General features: G+C 53.9%; 11 protein-coding genes. 8 read left to right on the top strand and 3 right to left on the bottom strand.

The genetic code is table 11. The annotated features are described in order from the left end of the window. The first annotated feature begins 9 nt into the window (after positions 1–9). Positions 10–534 carry a cupin domain-containing protein gene (locus ACA072_RS14520; protein ID WP_497624901.1) on the top strand — a complete coding sequence of 175 codons (525 nt, stop codon included), beginning with the start codon at positions 10–12 and terminating at the stop codon, positions 532–534. 442 nt (positions 535–976) lie between these two features. Here ACA072_RS14520 and ACA072_RS14515 read toward each other — a convergent pair whose 3' ends face one another. Beyond that, positions 977–4849, bottom strand: coding sequence for a YobI family P-loop NTPase (locus ACA072_RS14515; protein ID WP_497624900.1), 3873 nt, complete (start codon positions 4847–4849; stop codon positions 977–979). A 1138-nt stretch (positions 4850–5987) separates the two neighbouring features. Then, positions 5988–7553 (bottom strand): carbohydrate porin, encoded by a 1566-nt coding sequence (locus ACA072_RS14510; RefSeq protein ID WP_497624899.1) that lies wholly within the window; start codon positions 7551–7553, stop codon positions 5988–5990. 167 nt (positions 7554–7720) lie between these two features. On the opposite strand from ACA072_RS14510, the gene ACA072_RS14505 reads away from it, so the two are divergent. The 6 genes from ACA072_RS14505 (at position 7721) to ACA072_RS14480 (ending at position 14558) form a co-directional block, all read left to right on the top strand. Continuing rightward, entirely contained in the window at positions 7721–8995 is a 1275-nt protein-coding gene (locus ACA072_RS14505) for an ABC transporter substrate-binding protein (RefSeq protein WP_497624898.1), read from the top strand. Positions 8996–9016: 21 nt separating this feature from the next. Further along, on the top strand, positions 9017–9979 hold the full coding sequence (locus tag ACA072_RS14500; RefSeq protein WP_497624897.1) for a carbohydrate ABC transporter permease: 963 nt from the start codon (positions 9017–9019) through the stop codon (positions 9977–9979). Continuing rightward, a complete protein-coding gene (locus ACA072_RS14495; protein WP_497624896.1) occupies positions 9976–10818 on the top strand; it encodes a carbohydrate ABC transporter permease in 843 nt (280 codons plus the stop codon). Before ACA072_RS14500 ends, ACA072_RS14495 begins: the two co-directional genes overlap by 4 nt. Positions 10819–10845: 27 nt before the next feature. Continuing rightward, positions 10846–11991: an ABC transporter ATP-binding protein gene (locus ACA072_RS14490; protein ID WP_497624895.1), complete on the top strand. Its 1146-nt coding sequence runs from the start codon at positions 10846–10848 to the stop codon at positions 11989–11991. Then, entirely contained in the window at positions 11988–13490 is a 1503-nt protein-coding gene (locus ACA072_RS14485; RefSeq protein ID WP_497624894.1) for a glycoside hydrolase family 32 protein, read from the top strand. Before ACA072_RS14490 ends, ACA072_RS14485 begins: the two co-directional genes overlap by 4 nt. A 75-nt stretch (positions 13491–13565) precedes the next feature. Further along, positions 13566–14558 (top strand): LacI family DNA-binding transcriptional regulator, encoded by a 993-nt coding sequence (locus ACA072_RS14480; protein WP_497624893.1) that lies wholly within the window; start codon positions 13566–13568, stop codon positions 14556–14558. A 212-nt stretch (positions 14559–14770) separates the two neighbouring features. Here the strand turns inward: ACA072_RS14480 and ACA072_RS14475 are convergent, their stop codons facing one another. Next, the gene (locus ACA072_RS14475; RefSeq protein WP_497624892.1) at positions 14771–15175 is read right to left on the bottom strand and encodes an acyl-CoA thioesterase; all 405 of its coding nucleotides are present in this window, start codon (positions 15173–15175) and stop codon (positions 14771–14773) included. Between the two features lie 448 nt (positions 15176–15623). Here ACA072_RS14475 and ACA072_RS14470 point away from each other — a divergent pair, with 448 nt between their 5' ends. Further along, positions 15624–16805, top strand: coding sequence for a ferritin-like domain-containing protein (locus ACA072_RS14470; RefSeq protein ID WP_497624891.1), 1182 nt, complete (start codon positions 15624–15626; stop codon positions 16803–16805). Positions 16806–16815: the final 10 nt, after the last annotated feature.

Raw genomic sequence — 16815 nt, 5'->3', positions numbered from 1 at the left:
TCAGGCCAGATGACCAACAAGGTATTTAAAACCGACGCTCCTTACGCTGAAGCATTAATCGCAGCACTGGATTTGGAGCCTCATACCGAAGGTGGTTTCTACCGCAGGACGTTCCAGTCAGATCACCCTGCCATGATTGAAACTGAAAACGGTCCGCGTTACCTGATGACATCCATTTACTACTTGCTGACCCAGGATTCGCCGACAGGTCATTTTCATCTCAACCAATCAGACATCGTGCATTACTACCATTTGGGAGACGCGATTCAGTACAGCCTGATCTTTCCAGACGGCACGTTGAAAACGGTGGTGATGGGCAGCGACGTTAGTGCCGGAGAACGTTTGCAGCTGCATGTACCGGGCGGTGTCTGGAAAGTTTCGCGGCTTATGGATGGATTGGCGGGATACGGATTGATCAGTGAAGCGGTGTCACCCGGGTTTGATTATGCGGATATGGTGCTAGGGAATCGGCAGAAGCTCAGCGAGCAATTCCCGGAGCATTCGCAGCTGATTCGAGAGCTGAGTCAGGAATGAGTCAGGAATGAGTGAATTGAGTGCTTCGAAATCTGCGTGCAACCGGGCTAATCTCGAAACACCTTGTTACGTGTAATGTATATTATGTTAAATGATGTATCCAAGGGGGACTTCTACCTCCGGTGTGGCCGTCACTTAAAAAGATGAAATGGCATGCGTAAATATTACAGCGACGATTCAGCACTCAATATCTTCTCCAACAGACACTCCAACCGCCTCAGCTCCTCAGTCGTAAGGCACGCCGTGAATTCATTCATCGCGGCGGCCTCCATCTACGCAAATATCGATCTCAAAGCTTTGCCTATACTGGTCAACACCAGACGAACCTGGCGTCGGTCTTGACCGTCCTGGCTACGAGCGATCAAGCCCTAAAGATTAGTGAGTGATACTGGCTTCGCATCAGCTGATCACGCGAACAGTTTTTGAAACTCGTGCCATTGGATCAGATCATGCCTTTAGGCTTAGCAGTCGCGCTGATGACAGTGTCCTTCTCCGTTACAGTCTGGACAAAACCTCTTGTTTGAAGAGCGTTGACCAGCCTCATGTTGAGATCGGTGTGTGGCACTTCAATTTTTTTGACATGTGGTGAAAGCTTTGTGAAGCCGCTCTCGCTCAGCATGCCAAGGACGGAGGCTGCTTCAGCCCAGCTGCACAACGGCAAGCATTGGATAAGCACTTCAGAGCGCTGAGCAGAGGTTAGTCCCTCCCCACCTGCAAACCTCTTGAGTGCGGGATTAAACGCCGGCAGAAAGCTTGTCGAGTGTCGATTAGCGAGGCGGCAGGTTTCAGCGACCTCTTTGATGGCCTCGTTATTCGTGTCGAAGGCTTCAATCGGCAACGCCGTCCACATTTGGATTTTTTCATTCAGTTCAAGCGCACCGCTTTTACTGAGTGGCAACGCCATGTCGATCGACATTTGGGATAGATCAATTTGGTCGCGTGCCTGTAACCAGTGTGCTGCGAGATACGGAGCTTCCAGATCTGCACTGAATGTCCTGATGCTCTCGCGGATCTCAGGGCTGTACGCCAGAAACGACGCACTGGCGAGCTTCTCCCAGCGCTCCCTGGATTGCAGTCCCTTAAGAATCCCGGGATCGCTCAAGACGACGTTCGTGAAAAGCACTTCAAGTGTTTCGTTAGATAGCTCTGTTGTGACGAGAAGGTACTTCTGCAGCTCTTGATGTATGGGGGTATCGAAGTCCCAGAGATCATCTCCTAGTTCCTTAGCATGGCGCTGGATAAAGCTTGTGAAAGCCTCCATGTCCGAGGTTTGCCCTAAACCCGGAACGCGTATGTCTTCGAAGAATTTCCACACTGCAATAGCCTTCAATTTCACACGATCAGACAGCAGCATCTTCGACCACAACGATGGGGTTGTGTCTTCAAGTCGATCGAAGGTGCATGTCGTTCGATCAAACAATTGAGCTACAGCATCTGAATCATACGACTCTTGCAAAATGGCCTGTAGCAGTTCGTTAAAGGAGGCCGTGGACTCGTCCAGCGTGCCAACTTGAGCTAGAAGCGTGGTCGTAAACTCCTCTGGTGACTCAAGCAGGAGTTCATTTAGGCCTTCAATCTCCAGCGCCTGCAGTCGACGATAGGAAATAATGCTTCCACTGTGATCAGCTTTGCTTGCATGAGTAGATTCGGTTTTTTGGCAAATCAGCGCCAGCATGCTCAGATTTAACTCAACGCATCCCCACTTGATCAGCTTCTTGAGGTCGTCCAGGACGATGCCGTCATTTAGCGCTGAGAAACGCATCGGTCGCTCTCTCAGCCAAGACCAGCCATTACTTCCAGCTTCGAGCCCAGGCATCAATCGCGAGACATCTTCCAGATCCGCGATGGCATCATAAATCTCCTTACCCGGCATAGAGTCAATCTGTCTGAGCTGGGCAACCTCCAATCCATCCATGGCTGCGCTGATCAGTGCTTGCTTCAATACCGCTGACTCGAAGCGCTCAGCATTAAACAACGCTTGGAGCAACCCAGGCTCCAGAGCATAAACAGCTTGAATGAACTTTGGCGATGTCGCGGTTGATATCAAGATTTCGGCCGCCTGCGCCATTCTGTCCAAATGCCCATCAAGCCCACTTCTAAGAATAGTCGCGAGCTTACTGCGCTCATGACTCATGCCAGAATCGTTGTATGGACAGCTAGAAAGGTAGTCGATCAGTGCGACAATGATGCCCCTGCCATCGTTCAGATCATCAGTATCCAGCTTTTCCACAGCCTTTTTCGGAGCACTGATCACAGTTGCAACGTCTACGGAGACACCACGTCTCAGTTCCAGTATCAGGTTTTTGTCTTCGGATGTGAGGGATCCTTCGTAGAAGTAACCGAAGTAGTCCGTGTAATCGGTATCGAAGTATCCATGACGCATCAAATAAATGACGACATCCAAGCCTTTCAGATTTTGAGAAATGACATCGCCGTAGGTTTTTTTGGCAGATGCCCGGAAGGTTTGGTGATTGATTCGGCTTGACTCTATTCGCTGCTCGGCCATCTCGTCATCAATATCAATAAGGGTTCGTTTGAGCAGGTCATACCTTTTACGGTACGACGTCGACGTTAAGAGTTCCTTCGACCCCACAACCTCTGACGCTTGCATCCCCCGCCTATGCTCGGCGCTGATCATCTGTAATCGAGTCGATTGATTGAAAATCCCGTCAAAAACTTGATCGGTCACAAAATCGAGCATCGTATACATGCTGCCCTGTACAACCTGGACATAGTTCGCGCCTGGTAAATTTGAAGCCTTCTGAAGCTCAAGCCAAACGTATGCCCGCAGCTCTGCCGTACTCTCAGCGATTTCCTGTACCCGTTTCTCCCGCATCACTCGCAATGCCTGGTAAGTATCTTCAGCGTCCCTAGACTGCTGGAATCGCCATTCATTGAAACCATGGATGGTCTCGTAAATGACCCCGCGTCGTTTTACCAAGTCAGCGTATTCAGCAGGATGCAGATTTCGAATCGCAATGATTGAAAACAGCTTGTTCGGATCAAGCTTCAGACCAGAGCCACCGCTGAGAATGCTGGAGAACATGTCGAATTCGTTGACGATATTCTTGATCAACCGCATGTCATCGATGAGGTAACAAACGGTTTCGACCAACGACTCATTAAGCCCAGTGTCCAGCGCTGCACCATTGAACAGTCGCTCACGAAGCATCTTGAACATTTGCTCGCGAGAGTTCTCGGAGTTGACCACGGGGATTATCGGAATGATCAGGTCGAAAAACTTCGTTTTCTCACCGACGGCGAATAGCTCATCCCGAAGCGCATAGATGAAGTAAACCGGTCGTTTGATTTGCGGGGACTGCTTGATGATGAAATTGATTTCCCGCAGCCGTGTGAAGACGTCATGAAAACCAAATCTGTCGAGATCCTCGATCACCACGATGTCGATTTTGCTGCGTTCAAAGCAGTAGACGATTTCATCAACATTTTTGTGCAACACGGAGCCGTGGTGAGTCGTTTCCAGTTTTCCGCCCTTGATCGTGAAGCCGTCAATGCTGAACAGGGAAAGCAGTTTCAACGCCGAGAACAACATGTAGATGCCACCTACCCCCAGCACCAGAACAGCTGACCAACCCGGGATCCATAGAAGCCATTCGACCAACCAAGCCGGGTCAATTTTCGGTAGCTTCTCGACTGTTGGAACGTAAAGTCTCAATACGCTTACGATCATCAGAACGTAGAAAATTGTACGCACCCAGATGCTGGAGGAAGACGCCTGGATGATTCGCTTCAATCGGCTTTTCGGTAGTTCATCTGACGGCACCGCGTACAGCAGTTGCTGAACGATGGTTTCCTCGATACGCGTCAAAATATCCAAATCGGTTTTTTTCTCTGCACCTTTTGGATCTGGGGTGTTTGAACTGGAATCAGGGGGAGTGACTGGAGCATCAGACGAAGTCACCTTCCCTGCCCCGCCCTTGTTCAGATCTTTGCCGAAGGCGGCCAGCGATACAAACGCATAGGTGAGTTCAGGGTGACGATCGACAAACGTACGGATAACGCTGCTCTTGCCGGCGCCATACTCCCCAGTAATCGCGATATTGCGAATCTGGTCGTTACTCAGTGCGCTCAGCAGCTCACTCTCGTAACGCTGCGACCGATCCACTTCCAAAAGTACAGGCGTGAGCGGCTCGAAGACATTTTTACCGCTGGGCACCGCCAAGTATTCACGTGCCGCGGCCACGGCTTTGTCGGCAGCTTTTCTGTAGCGCTTGTACTGTCCCATCGCATGATTCACGAGCGAGCTGACGTACTCGCACTTCGAAGAAAACACCTGAGCTAAACGACGGAACATCCCTGTCTCCTACCGCTGAAAGGCTGTCCGGGGGAACCGCCAAAAATGGTCATTACTTAAAATCTACAGTCAACGCGATACGTATTTATACAAATATTGCGGATGATAGCGCACCGCCATCCCGGAATGCGACGAACGCGCTGTAGCTTCCTTAAAGCGCTTTTCTGGAGGGCATACTTACCTCCTCGCTGGATGTGTTCTCACGAGGCAAGACGTTCCAAGCCAAGACATAACGGAAAAACGTTTTTACCGGCCTTCAGATTTTTGCAGGCATGTTGAGTAATCAGGGGGCGAGTCGGCGAGGCTAAGACGGGCGGGAAAAACGAAGTCTTTGAACATCAACCCATGAACAACCGCATTTATTTCAGCAGCATTGAGCTAGTAGCAACAATCATGAGAGCGTCTTATGAACATATGACATCGCCCATAAGTTAAATCATATGTCGTAGTAGATTTGTTCATGAGCTGTCTAAGCCACTGATTCGACAAATCTGTTTCTGACGTCCACTCTCTCAACGGGCCATGTCCTTCGTGTTCATGGCGAGTGATTGAATGCCGTTTCTCTTCAGGTCAGCGCGTACCGCTGCTCATGCAGACTGGAGATGCGGCGCCGGTGCCCATGCTATCCCGTTCATCTATGTTCAACTCCAGCTAAGGTACCGCGCTTACAACACTACTGCGGCACATCTAAGCGCGAGTGACCTCAATATTGATGACGCAATCCTGGGCTGCCACTTCGAGTCGATTCTGGCTTTACTGGACGGTTACGCGATCTGGCTCCAAAGCGGCCGTCAAGCCGATAATTTGGTCGCCCGAATCGGCATAGCTGAAACGGCACATTTTCCGCAGAGTGACCGTTACGCAACCTCAGATCGTTCGCACACTGATTCGACCGGGCGCTACGGAGAATCCGTTCCCGGGCAGCCTGGAGCCGACTCGACAGTAATGGAGGTTCGCGGTGTCCAAATCAGCAGATCAAGAACACGCTTCACCCTCCTCCTCTTTTGCGCGCAATACGTTCACAGGGCCGGCTCAAGTTGCTAATCGAACACGCACCAATGATCAGCCACGATACATCGATACCCGGCTGACGGTGGGATCGACGAACTGAAGGCGTGTTGGCCGACGCGTTCAAACATTAAAACCAGGTTTCCATTTGTATACCGTATTGCCATACACCTCCGGCGTTGAAGTCCGTCTTGCCGAAGGAGTCTGAGGCGCTGTATCTGTCCAGATCCGAAGACCAATTCATGAAGCTTGCGAACACACGCAGTTCAGGACGTGTGAGCAGGTCTCCAACGTCGGGTTTAAATGTCGGGGCGATCGTGAATTTCCAGAAGTTACCGTCGACCGCATTACGTTGCAGATAGCCCTTCGGGTCGAGGTTCATGGTTTGCCAGCTCATTTCGTAGGCCATCTCGAAATTGCTGTTGATTGCATTGGCCAAACGCATGTTCAGGGTCATCCAGCGGTAGTTGTCACCCTTGACGTATCTATCTTTGCTTTGTTCGGCCAACAAGCTGGGGCCGATGCGCCAACCAGGCGCAATGGGAGTTTCGCCGTAAAGTGCCAGACGCAGAGCGCGGGCATCGTCAATCAGCTCTCCATCCGAGCCGACGTTCTTGACCTCTGCCCCCAGACCCTGCCCATAGAGCAGCGCCGTTTTGAAGAAGCCTTCTCTGCCGAAAAAGGTTTTCTGGTGATTGGCCAGCATGCTGTGCAAACCGGAATCCGCAGGCGCAAGACCTGCTTCATTACTGCGAGTGCCAATGTCGTTTTTCTTTGAGCCAATGCCATTGAACATCCACTGCCACTGACCATTATCGAAGAACTGGTTGGAGGTCAGGATGTAGCTTTCCACATCGGCATTGATACCGCCCTCACTGAAATCCCCGTAGTTACGCCCGATCAAGGAGTAATTCGAGCGCCAGTTCTTGTTCATCTGCACATCGTAGATCCCACCTCCGGTGCCGGCCAGATAGATAACGTCCGAGTCCAGCCAGTGGATATCGAAGTTATCTCGATCAAATCGCTTACCTGCCCACAAGGTCGCGTTCTCGAACACTGAATTACCCTTGAATGCAGCGAGATGATCGAGTTCGGTAAAGACCTGACGCACGTTCAGGTTGCTCTCGTCGGCCGTCCAATCATTGGAGTTTTCCACACCATCGGCGATGGAAACCGTGAATTTGGAACGGGTGCCGTTCTGCGCATACATTTCTTTCGACAGGTCGATGCGCATGTAGGTGTCGTCTTCGTTACCGAGCCGCCCGACTGCACCCCCGACTGAACCGGCAGGGGTTGTATACGGGCCGCCACGACCGCCACCCAGCCCATCGTTGATCAGCAATCCGGAGCGGGCGTAGCCCTTGAAGCTGAACCCGTCAGTGAGGTGTTCGGTACTGCCCTGTTTTTCCATGCTTTGCTGACGGGCTTCGAGTTTTGCCAGCCGGGTGTCCAAAGTGGGCACCGCAATGGTTGTCGCAGTGGACGCAACAGGCTGCGCGGCGGGAGTGGCGAGTTTGATCTGCTGCAATTCCCTGGCGAGAGCCTGGGTTTGCTGTTCGGCTGCGGCTGCGCGCTTTTCCGCCGCGCTGGCACGGGCTTCAAACGCGGCCATGCGTTCTTCCAGAGTCGCGGCCTGAGAGGTCGCGGCCGAGGTGCCGAGCACACCTGCGAGTAGCCAGCTTGATGCTTTCTGCATGTGGATTCCCTGTTTTGTTTTTATTGTTTAGTTCCCGCGACCGACCTTTTTTCGTGAGTTGTGAATTGTCGCAATCGACGAAAAAAAGGATGCCTCATCGCAAATACGCTGCTACATTTGGCGATGTTAACGTTAACTTTTCTAAAAACAAAAATAAAGGGTGCTCAATGAAACATCTGAAATCTCTCCTTCCAGCAGCATTAATCACCCTCTGTGCCGGACTTCCATCCGTCTCGAGCGCAGCCGATTTGACGATTTCGTGTGGTGCAGTGGGTGCGGAACTACAACTGTGCAAGGAGGCTGTCGAGGCCTGGTCGAAACAGACGGGCAACAACGTTGAGGTGGTTTCCACGCCTAACTCGGCGACCGAGAGGTTGTCGTTCTACCAACAGATCCTCAGTGCGCAGTCCACTGACATCGACGTCATTCAAATCGATATGGTGTGGCCGGGGATGCTGGCCAAACATCTGATGGATCTGCGCGAGGTGCTTCCCGCCAACCCGACCCAAGGCTACTTCCAGGCACAGGTGGATAACGCCACGGTGAATGGACGGCTGGTGACGATGCCGTGGTTCACCGACTCGGGCCTGCTGTATTACCGCAAGGACTTGCTCGAGAAGTACAACAAGCAGGTTCCCCAGACCTGGGAGGAAATGACTGCTACCGCCAGGGATGTTCAACAGGCGGAGCGCACTGCCGGGAACCCCAATGCATGGGGTTACATCTTTCAGGGACGCGCTTACGAGGGCCTGACGTGTAATGCGCTGGAATGGATCAGCAGCCAACCGGAGGGCGGGCTGGTCAATTCACGAGGAGACATCGTGGTCAACAGTCAGGCCTCAAGAACTGCTTTGGCCTTGGCTAAAAGCTGGGTAGGAGACATCTCCCCGCGTGGCGTACTCAATTACACCGAGGAAGAAGGACGTGGCGTATTCCAGTCGGGAAATGCGTTGTTCATGCGTAACTGGCCTTATGTCTGGGCCCTGGTACAAAGCCAGGACAGTGCCGTAAAAGATAAGGTCGGGGTCGCTCCCCTGCCCCGAGGCGGCATGTCCGGCACCCATGCCTCCACCCTCGGGGGCTGGGGCCTGGCGGTATCGCGTTACAGCGCCCATCCAAAACTTGCCGCAGAACTGGTGACCTATCTGACCAGTGCCCAGCAGCAAAAACATCGAGCTCTGGTCGGCGGCTATAACCCGGTTGTCGAGTCGCTTTATCAAGATCCCGAGCTGCTCGCGGCAATGCCTTATTACAGTCAACTCCTCAGCATTCTCAACGAAGGGGTCATGCGCCCCGCCTCAATAACTGCCGATCGTTATCCACGGGTCTCCAATGCGTTCTTCGATCGAGTGCATGGCGTGCTGGCGGGCGAGTTGCCTGTCGATCAGGCGCTGGCCGAACTGGAAAGCGAACTCACGCGCATCAAACGCCGGAACTGGTAAGCCACAAGGAAGGAAATCACCATGTCTGTCTCTATTACCCATGCCCCCTGTGACGAGCTCCTGCTCACCAGGGAAACGCCTGTACAGCGTCGCCGAGTCCGCGCCGCCTGGCTGTTTCTGACACCGATGTTGCTGTGTCTGGCCCTGGTGGCAGCCTGGCCGCTACTGCGGACATTCTGGTTCAGCCTCACTGACGCCACCCTGGCGGACACCCGTGGTGGATCCTTCGTAGGCTTGAGCAATTATCTGTTCCACAACGGTTCCAACTGGTCGGGCGTCCTGGTCGATCCACAATGGTGGAACGCTGTGCGCAACACGTTGCATTTCACCGTGGTGTCGGTGGGACTGGAAGTCGTCCTGGGGCTATTGGTGGCGTTGCTTTTGAACATCAAGTTCACCGGCCGTTCTCTGGTGCGTGCGTTGATTCTGATTCCGTGGGCGATTCCTACCATTGTCTCGGCGAAGATCTGGTCATGGATGCTCAACGACCAGTTCGGCATCATCAATCACATGATGCTGAGCGTCGGCCTGATTGATGCCCCCCTGGCCTGGACGGCAGATGCGGATTTGTCGATGTGGGCGGTCATCATCGTCGACGTCTGGAAGACCGTCCCTTTTGTCACGTTGCTAATGCTGGCGGCCTTGCAGATGTTGCCGAACGATTGTTACGAAGCCGCCAGGGTCGATGGCATTCATCCGCTGAGAGTGTTCTGGCGTGTCACGCTTCCACTGTTGATGCCTGCATTGTTGGTGGCGGCGATCTTCCGCATCCTCGATTCCCTGCGGGTATTCGACGTCATCTATGTGTTGACCTCGAACTCTTCAAGCACCATGAGCATGTCGGTCTATGCCCGCCAACACCTGGTGGAATTCCAGGATGTTGGCTATGGCAGCGCGGCCTCGACGCTGCTGTTTCTGGTCGTTGCGGCAATCGCCATGCTTTATCTCTACCTCGGACGCCGTCAAATGGAGGTTCGGTCATGAGCCAGCGCCTATTGAAAAAAGCGCTATTGCGCCTCGGGTTCTGGTGTCTGATCGGGGTTCTGCTGCTGTATGCGGTCTTCCCTTTCTACTACGCCATCGTGACTTCGCTAAAGCCGTCCAGTGCCTTGTTCGAAGTGAGCTACTGGATCGAAAACCCCGACTTCTCCAATTACGCAGCGGTACTTCACCAAGCCTCATTCCTGCGAGCTATCGGTAACTCCCTGTTGGTTGCGCTTAGCGTGGTCACGCTGGCGCTGTTCCTCAGTGTCACTGCCGCCTATGCCTTGGGACGGGTGAAGTTCCGTGGGCGTGGCACGGTATTGATGATGGTTCTTGGCGTGTCGATGTTTCCCCAGGTCGCGGTGCTTTCGGGGCTGTTCGAAGTGATCCGCGCCCTGGGCCTGTACAACACGTCCTTGGCGTTGATTCTGAGCTACACGATTTTCACCCTGCCCTTCACTGTCTGGGTGCTGACCACGTTCATGGGTCAACTGCCCCATGAACTGGAAGAAGCGGCAATCATGGATGGCGCTTCACCCTGGGTCACGCTGACCCGCGTGTTGTTGCCGTTGCTCTGGCCTGCACTGGTCACCACTGGCTTGTTGGCCTTTATCGCAGCGTGGAACGAGTTCCTGTTTGCCTTGACCTTCACCCTCACAGACACGCAACGCACGGTACCGGTCGCCATCGCCTTGATTTCCGGCGGCAGCCCTCATGAGTTGCCTTGGGGGTTGTTGATGGCCGCCTCGGTGGTGGTCACCGTCCCGTTGGTGATTCTGGTGCTGATCTTCCAGCGCCGTATCGTTTCCGGTCTCACTGCCGGCGCGTTAAAGGGTTGATGCCCAACACGTACAAGGAACAGCATCGTGATCAAATTGAAACTGGACAATGTGAACAAACAACTGGGCGGCGTGCGGATTCTTCGCGACGTTAGCCTGGAGATCGCTGCAGGTGAATTCGTGGTGTTCGTTGGCCCTTCGGGCTGCGGAAAGTCGACCCTGCTGCGACTGATCGCCGGACTGGATTCGATCTGCGGCGGCGACCTGATGATCGACGGACGACGGGTCAACGACCTGGAACCGCGCGAGCGTGGCGTCGGCATGGTGTTTCAGTCTTATGCGCTGTACCCGCACATGAGCGTCTACGACAACATCAGCTTTGGTCTCAAACTGGCCAAGACTGAAAAGAGCAGCCTGCGCGAGCGCGTGCTGAAAACAGCGCAAATCCTTCAGTTGGACAAACTGCTGCAACGCAAGCCAAAGGAACTGTCTGGTGGGCAGCGTCAGCGTGTGGCAATGGGCAGAGCCATGGCGCGCGAACCGGACATTTTGTTGTTCGATGAGCCGCTCTCCAATCTGGATGCATCCTTACGGGTGCAGATGCGCAACGAGATCGCCCGGCTGCATGATCGTCTGGGCTCGACCATGATCTACGTCACCCACGATCAAGTGGAGGCGATGACCCTGGCCGACAAAATTGTTGTGCTCAATGGCGGTCGCGTAGAACAGGTCGGCTCACCGCGCGATCTCTATGAGCGCCCAGCAAGTCGCTTTGTCGCCGGTTTTCTCGGCTCGCCCAAAATGAATTTCCTGGCAGCGCGCCTGCATGCCCCGGGCGAAACCAGCCTGGTCGACACCCCCGTTTGGGGTATGACCACCCTGCCCTTCGACAGCTCGAACCTGGCGGCGGGCACGCTGCTGAGCCTGGGGGTTCGCCCGGAGCACATTTCGCTCAGAGCGGCTGAGGGAACCGGCGGGATCGTGGTGACCGGGGTCGAATACCTGGGCAGCGAAACGTATGTGCACCTCGAAACAGGTCAGGACGAGCCACTGATCTGTCGTTGTGAGGTCAGCGCCGGATGGCAGGTGGGCGATCGGGTCGAACTGCAGCTGGACATCGACAACCTGCACCTGTTCGACAACGACGGCACGGCCTTGGAGCGCCACCCACACGCCATGGAAAACCTGCCGGATGATGTCTCTCTGCGCTCAGTCCGAGCACGGGCCCTATGACCTTGTCTTCGAATCACATGAGCGATCCAATGCCTTCTTCCCTTGACCTTGCGCAGCGTGCACTGAGTGACGGCCTGTCTCGCGTCATCGAGGATTATCGCCCCGGTTATCATCTCGCGCCCCCGGCAGGCTGGATGAACGACCCTAACGGGGTCGTGTTCTTTCGTGGCGAATATCACGTTTTCTATCAACACTACCCCTTCGAAGCGAAATGGGGCCCGATGTATTGGGGCCATGCCAAGAGTGCCGATCTGGTTCATTGGCAGCACCTGCCCATTGCGCTGGCACCCGACGATGAATTCGACCGTGACGGCTGTTTTTCCGGAAGTGCGGTGGTGTGCGGAGATACCCTGGCGCTGATCTACACGGGGCACACCTGGCTGGGGGAAGTGGGTGACGAGCGCTTCATCCGTCAGGTCCAGTGCCTGGCCACCAGCATCGACGGCGTCCGGTTCGTCAAGCATGGCGCCGTCATCAAGACCGCGCCACAAGACGCAATCATGCACTTTCGTGACCCCAAGGTATGGAAGGAGGATGACTATTGGTACCTCATTGCCGGCGCACGTCTTGGCGATAGGCCGGTGCTCCCGCTGTACCGTTCCACGGATCTGCACGTCTGGGAGTTCCTTGACTATGTGTCCGGCGGCAGCGAGGGCGATGGCTATATGTGGGAGTGTCCGGATCTGTTTCGACTGAACGGACGCGATGTGCTGCTGTACTCCCCTCAAGGCATGCCACCCCAGGGTTACGAACGGCTCAACAAGTACCAGACGGGTTATCGAGTGGGCCGACTCGACAGCGACTGGCACTTCACTGGCGGGCCTTTTATCGAGCTGGACAACGGCCACGATTTTTATGCGGCGCAAACGCTATCGGCCGCCGATGGTCGGCGCCTTGTGTGGGCATGGCTCGACATGTGGGAAAGCCCGATGCCGAGCCAGGCCCATCACTGGTGCGGCATGCTCGGATTGCCACGCGAACTTGAACTGTGCGCAGATCGCCTTTGTGTATATCCGGCACGAGAGCTCACCGCTCTGCGCAAGACGCTATTACCGAGCACGCCGTGGTGGGAGGCGGCGGGAACCCAGTGGGTTCCGGGAGTGAACGGCGATATGCTCGAAATCCATGTGAACCTGGATTTAATCGGTTGCACCGACGGCCACTTGGGAATCGCGTTGCGCTGCAGCGAGGATGGCCATGAACAAACGTTGCTCTACTACGATGCTGCGCTGCAGCGCCTGGTGCTTGACCGCAGTTGTTCGGGTGCGCAAGTCACCGGTCAGCGCAGCGTGGCGATAGACCCGACACAAGCGTTACTGGCATTGCGTGTGTTCCTCGATCGCTCGTCCATTGAGGTGTTCGACGAAAACGGGCGCTTCAGCCTAAGCAGTCGCATCTACCCACAACGCGATAGTCTGGGTGTAAAGCTTCTTGCAAGCGGGACTGGCGGGCGTGTCTCGATTCCCAGGGCATGGCCTCTCGCCTCGGGATGGCTATGAGCAGCCTTATTCGAGTCGCGAGAAGCGCGGGCGATGTGTCATGATTCTGCGTCATCCTGACCGGCCTTGCCTCGCATGACTTCAGTGAAAGACGTTGCACAGCTGGCCGGCGTGTCCCTGATGACGGTTTCTCGAGCGCTCAACAATCCGGAAAAACTGAGCCCCGAAACCCTTCAGCGGGTACGTCGCGCCATTGATGAACTGCAATTTGTACCGAGCCTGTCGGCGCGCAAGATGCGCGGCGATAACCTCCAGTCGCGCACCATCGGTGTGTTCGCGCTGGACACCGCGACCACACCGTTCGCGGTCGAGTTGCTGCTGTCCATCGAACAGACCGCGCAGCAAGCCGGCTGGAATGTCTTTATCCTCAACCTGCTAAGCAACCCGCCCACCGACCAGAATATCGACCTGATGCTATCGCACCGTCCCGACGGGTTGATCTTCAGCGCTATGGGGTTTCGCCACGTGAGCATTCCCGAGCGCTTGAAGAGCAAACCCCTGGTACTCGCCAATTGCCTGGCAGATGACAGTCGCCTGGTCAGTTATGTGCCAGACGACGAAACGGGGCAGTATCGAGCGGTACATCATGCGTTGAGCCAAGGCTATCGGCGCCCTCTTTGTATCAATCTGCCAAGACAGAGTCTGGCCTGGGGTCTGCGACAAAAAGGCATGCAGCGTGCCTGCCAGGCATTCGGACTGGCGCCTGACGCGCTCCTGCAATACGACCTTTCCGATCATGACGCCTATGGTGAAACCGCAGCCATCCTCGACCGGCACATCATTGATGGTCGCCCCCAATTCGATATTCTGATCTGTGGCAACGACCGCATCGCGTTTTGCGCCTATCAGCTGTTGTTGGGCCGCGGCCTGAAAATTCCCAACGATGTTGCCGTGCTCGGCTACGACAACATGATCGGTATTGCTGAGCTGTTCATCCCGCCGCTGACCACGGTGCAACTGCCGTACTACGAGATCGGTCGCAAGGCTGCCCGGCACTTGATCGAGACCCTCGAGGAATCGGGAGCCCAGCCAGTTGATTGCCCATTGGTGGTCAGGGCATCACTATAAGAATCAGTTAGGTAATACCACACCCGCTTCCTTTCGATTTGCCATTAGCCTGTCACGCACTAGTAGTGCTGCGCCGCCACCAGGACGCAGGCAGCGCTTCGATGGCCAGGTGAGCTTTTCTGCCCGGACGAAAACCGCGTGCCTGCATGCGGTGGGGCTTAGTGCCTCTGTCACCGGGACACTGCTGCCAAGCTTATCCACCATTGACGCTTTTATGAAAGAAGCGCTCTCAACTGGACTGGCATGGCAACAACTTCTTTGGTTTTTGGCGAGACACATACATGTGTGATATTCGCTACGAAAGATAGTGTGCCATTATCTAAAAAACCCTCAACCAAAAAAGTGAAAGAGTGAACGCCCAACTTGGCCACGCCGACTTTAATACTCAATTTATCATCCCAAGTCACAGGCGCCAGCAACTCAAATGACATGGCGCGTACTGGCGGCAATATATCAAACCCCATCAAAGTTCTAAGCCCGGGCACTCCCAACCACTTATCAAGCGCTACATAAATAGCTTCTACAGCAAAATATGAGAATCGCGGAGTGTAAACCACTCCCGCAGGATCACAGTCTCCAAACAAAATGGTTCTGCTGACAAAAACCGCATTAGGCATTGATATATCTCCCTGTCGTTATTATATGCCCGAGTGAAACGGAGCGTTGATGCTTTATTGATTTTTGCAATTTGAAGACGATACTCACCGTGCCGGTGCGGCAAGTCCATAACATAGCACTACCTCCGGTAGGCATCCGCAATTCCCGTCGATCAATTAACTCTCCGGCGCGCACTAAGTGAGACGAACGTTCCGTTAACACGGAAAATGCAGTCACCGATAACGAACACCCGCCGCCACTTATCACATTTTTCCAGCGCAATCAATTGGACCAACATCTTATAAATACCTCTCTGATTCAGCCATTTTTTTTGGATCCAATGCCTATATACTGCGCCGCGCTGTGACCGCGTGGAGACTTTTGGTCTAAAAGTTGACCGTCAAGTCATAGTGCTGGTACGGCACACTCGAGTGCCATATGGAGATGTAAACATTGCAAAGGACTTCTATGAATATCTTTTACCTTTATTCGGGTAACGCTAACTCTTCCCCTATCTCGTTAGTTGATCGCAAGGGTTATGCTGTCGTTGAAAAAGCCATTCATGAGTTTGTCAATGATATTGAACTGGAGGACGCCAGTTGTTCGGTTATTCTCATTGCTTCTGACCAGTTAAATGAAGTCGAACGCGTACTGGAAGCCGTCAAAAAACCAGGCCTGCTGGTAAGTACCCGGGTGTTGCTGATCAGCGATGCCCCACAGGTGTGCGCTCTTGGAGATTCGGTCAAATACGACATTCAAGGTGTCATTCCTACCGAAACTCCAATAGCCGATATAGAAAAGGTCATCGAGAAAGCGATTTTTGCTTTCACGACTCTCCAGTCAAAGCACAACATCAAAGAATTTTATCTAGACAATAAGTTCAACGAAGTTTTTGACTGGTTCGAACAATCACGATGGGAGTGGTCAGAAATCGGCGACCTCTCCAACATTGATAAAAGTTTGCTGACTGATGAAGACATTCAGCTTCTGCACGATGGCGCTGTTGTAGAACATACAACCTTACCGGGATCACACAACTTTCTAAACGAGTGGCGTGACGAGTTCGGTTTTTCCACCTGGTCGTTGATGTGGGGAGCGGAAGAAGCCCGGCATGCGCTGGTCCAGGCCAAATACCTGAAACAGTTGGGCATCGAGGTTCGCTCAAAACACGCCATGTTTACGCGTAAACCGTATGAAGTGGGTGACTACCCCTCCGCCACGCTGATGATGAACGTGATCTCTGAATACCGTGCGGCCCACTACTACAATCTGCGCGCCCACCGTACGAATGAGCCGACACTGAAGAAAATCTGGCGCTTGCTCAGCAAAGATGAATCCCGCCACGCCAAGGCTTTCTATGTCTTCTGCAAAGAGCTATGCGAAGAAAGCGACGTCAATATGTTGGAAGCACTCAAGATGGCTTACGTCTGGCTGATTGATGCCTCCTATGGCGTCAAGCATCCGGCTGGCTTGTTTTTCCCGAATGCGGACTCACCCGACTCGGTTAAGACAATCGAACAGGATGTGGTGGGCGAGGATGACAATGAACGTGGTGATGCAAATGTCTACCGCGCCTTGCGGAATCTCACCGGCAATAAAGCGATCATCGATACACGCTCACTGAAATCCGAGATCCGCGCCAGAATGTAGGTGATACATC

The organism is Pseudomonas sp. LBUM1656, assembly GCF_059716065.1.
Note: the sequence above shows the minus strand (reverse complement) of the source record. Positions and strands in the feature narration are given on the sequence as shown.

What these genes read in the sequence shown, in the direction of transcription:
- ACA072_RS14480 (WP_497624893.1), top strand. Translation starts at nt 13,566, where the DNA reads ATGACTTCAGTGAAAGACGTTGCACAGCTGGCCGGCGTGTCCCTGATG.
- ACA072_RS14470 (WP_497624891.1), top strand. Translation starts at nt 15,624, where the DNA reads ATGAATATCTTTTACCTTTATTCGGGTAACGCTAACTCTTCCCCTATC.
- ACA072_RS14475 (WP_497624892.1), bottom strand. Translation starts at nt 15,175, where the DNA reads ATGCCTAATGCGGTTTTTGTCAGCAGAACCATTTTGTTTGGAGACTGT.
- ACA072_RS14515 (WP_497624900.1), bottom strand. Translation starts at nt 4,849, where the DNA reads ATGTTCCGTCGTTTAGCTCAGGTGTTTTCTTCGAAGTGCGAGTACGTC.
- ACA072_RS14510 (WP_497624899.1), bottom strand. Translation starts at nt 7,553, where the DNA reads ATGCAGAAAGCATCAAGCTGGCTACTCGCAGGTGTGCTCGGCACCTCG.
- ACA072_RS14500 (WP_497624897.1), top strand. Translation starts at nt 9,017, where the DNA reads ATGTCTGTCTCTATTACCCATGCCCCCTGTGACGAGCTCCTGCTCACC.
- ACA072_RS14495 (WP_497624896.1), top strand. Translation starts at nt 9,976, where the DNA reads ATGAGCCAGCGCCTATTGAAAAAAGCGCTATTGCGCCTCGGGTTCTGG.
- ACA072_RS14505 (WP_497624898.1), top strand. Translation starts at nt 7,721, where the DNA reads ATGAAACATCTGAAATCTCTCCTTCCAGCAGCATTAATCACCCTCTGT.
- ACA072_RS14485 (WP_497624894.1), top strand. Translation starts at nt 11,988, where the DNA reads ATGACCTTGTCTTCGAATCACATGAGCGATCCAATGCCTTCTTCCCTT.
- ACA072_RS14520 (WP_497624901.1), top strand. Translation starts at nt 10, where the DNA reads ATGACCAACAAGGTATTTAAAACCGACGCTCCTTACGCTGAAGCATTA.